The sequence below is a fragment of the Streptomyces sp. NPDC012466 genome (assembly GCF_042955215.1).
Taxonomy (GTDB): domain Bacteria; phylum Actinomycetota; class Actinomycetes; order Streptomycetales; family Streptomycetaceae; genus Streptomyces.
In genome coordinates, this window is sequence record NZ_JBIBEQ010000025.1 from 1 (window position 1) to 2,272 (window position 2,272).

General features: G+C 67.2%; 1 protein-coding gene and 1 pseudogene. One reads left to right on the forward strand and one right to left on the reverse strand.

Annotated features, from left to right (window positions below; genetic code table 11):
* Positions 1 to 463 precede the first annotated feature (463 nt).
* Positions 464 to 1,182, forward strand: a pseudogene (locus ACFY9E_RS40190) (IS5 family transposase).
* Between the two features lie 102 nt (positions 1,183 to 1,284).
* Here the strand turns inward: ACFY9E_RS40190 and ACFY9E_RS40195 are convergent.
* On the reverse strand, positions 1,285 to 2,004 hold the full coding sequence (locus ACFY9E_RS40195; protein WP_390993610.1) for a hypothetical protein: 720 nt from the start codon (positions 2,002 to 2,004) through the stop codon (positions 1,285 to 1,287).
* Between the last annotated feature and the right edge of the window lie 268 nt (positions 2,005 to 2,272).

Here is a 2,272-nt window from a genome sequence, read left to right on the forward strand (position 1 = left end):
CCCCGCGGAGCGGGTACCCCATCGCTGCGCGATGGGCAAGCGAACACCCGCGCTGCGCGCGGGTGTTGCGCTCCCGCTCCGCGTGAGCGCTGCTGCTCGCTGCGCGAGCAGCCCACCGGCCCGGCTGCGCCGGGCCGGTGACGCTCCGTCCGCTGCGCTCCCGGAGCTCCGGGGCCTGCGGCCCCGCAAGGGTGGCTTACACTGCGCTCCAGCCACCCGAGCCGCTACGCGGCCAAAAGGCCGGCCCCGCTGCGCGGTGCGGCCAACGGGCCTACGGCCCGTGCAGCGAGGAGAGGGGTGGTCGGGGCCGGTGACACTGCATCAGGTGATGCAGTGTGTAGCTTGGCGGAACCGCCCCACTCCTTTGCTTCAAACTGCGTTCTCAGATTGACTCTGGAACCATACTCCACCCCCAGACCTTTTCACTTGGGCTGCTGCGCCAGCGTAGTTACCCCGCCATCCTCTGCTGCCTTCGTTCTCTGCGCGTCCGCAGGGCGCGTGGGACCGCTCCGCGTGATGAGCGGGCGGTGTTCACCGCTGCGGTGTATGTGCTCACCAGTGGGTGCGCCTGGCGGCATCTGCCGGAGACGTTCGGGGTCTCCCCGGCCACGCGCCTCGCCGGTTCACCGCCTGGACCACGGTCGGCGTGTGTGCGGCGGCTGCACCGGAAGGTGCTGGACAAGCTCGGTGCCAGGGGTGAGCTGGACTGGACCTCGGCGATCGTCGATGCCGCTTCGGTGCGGGCGCAGCGGGGGGCTCGCAGACCGGCCGAAATTCGGTCGATCGCGGCAAGAAGGGCAGCAAGCTGCACGTGTTGTCCGAGGCCCGGGGTATCCCGTTGGCGGTCGCTGTCTCCGCGGCGAACACTCACGACATCCATGCCCTCGAGCCCCTGGTGCGCGGCATACCGGCCCCCCGGTCCCGGCGTGGGCCCCGCAGGTGCCCAGCCAAACTCCCCGCGGACAAGGCGTATTTCTCCGCCGAACACCTCGCCTGGCTGCGGAGCCGTGGCATCGTCCCGCGTATCGCCCGCCCTGGGATCGAGTCGAGCGAGCGCTCGGGCGGCACCGCTGGAAGATCGAGCGGTCGATTTCGTGGTTGTTCGGCTACCGCCGGCTGACCGTGCGATACGAGCGCAAGGGCTCCCACTTTCTCGCGAAGCTCGCCAAACTCACCATGTGAGACGCGCTCTCAGGAAACGATCAAGGCGAAGCTGCCTTGGCAAAGAGCGGACCCCGTCAATGATGCGGCCACTCTCAACTCGCGCCTTCCTGCATCTGGTCCTCAGCGTTCTCGAAGCTCAGCAGTCTTCCGCGGATCGTCCGCCAGAATGCGGGCCGCGAGCTGCCGTACCTGCTGCTCCACGGACTGATCGCGGGTGACGAACAACTCGTACCCGTAGGAACATGTACGCTCCCCCGGTGCCTGGACCTGGTGGAACTCGACATCGACGCCCTCGGGGCTGGTGAGCTCCTCGGGGACGTCGGGCTCCTCGCGTCGTGGCCAGACACCCGTGAGAACGCAGCCCCACTGCTCGAACCAGCCGCTGCCCGCAAGGGTCTGCTCGAGCAGCCGGGCAACGGTGTCTACCGGCTCTTCCCAGCTGCGGTCTGCTGCGGCCCGCACGAGTTCGGCTTCGTACTGGGCAGCATCGAAGCGGATGTTCGCAGGCAAGGCAGTGATATCGCTGGTGTTTTCCCAGGCGTCCCAGATCACCCGGTCGCCCTCGCGGCGCATGGTGACGTATAGGGCGCCGCAGCAGCCGGCGGTGCAGGTGGGCTCGGTGATCATGGCCCTGCGCGGTTCCTCCGTGACCGCCAGCGGCCAGCTCTCGGCCGGGCCTGTCCAGTGTCGGCAACTGAGTGCCACCCCTTCCGGGTGGACTTCCTTCAGAACGTCTACGCCGTCGATCAAAGGCCGCACCTCGGCCCAGGGGTCCGCCGCCCAGTCGTCCGGGATCCTATGCTGCAAAGTCAAGGTACTGATCGCCAGCTGATCGGTCATACTCACATGATCGGTTGACGCCGCGCAGCCGCATACTCATTTCCTGGGTGTGATCAGCCTCGGCGGGTCGTGCCAGGGCGGCCACCGCTCGTGATCGAGAGGCTCGCCAAACTCACCACGTGAGACATGCTCTTAGAGGTCCTAACAGAAGCTGTTGATCATGTGACTGTCGACTTGGTTGCTCGTTGGTCTGGTCGTGGGAAAGAGGGAGTCGCGTCCGTGGATCGTCTCGGATGAACTGTGGTCGCTGATCGAGCCGTTGCTGCCC

Excerpts from the sequence above, each read along its gene's own strand:
- ACFY9E_RS40195 (WP_390993610.1), bottom strand. The coding sequence starts at position 2,004 with ATGACCGATCAGCTGGCGATCAGTACCTTGACTTTGCAGCATAGGATC.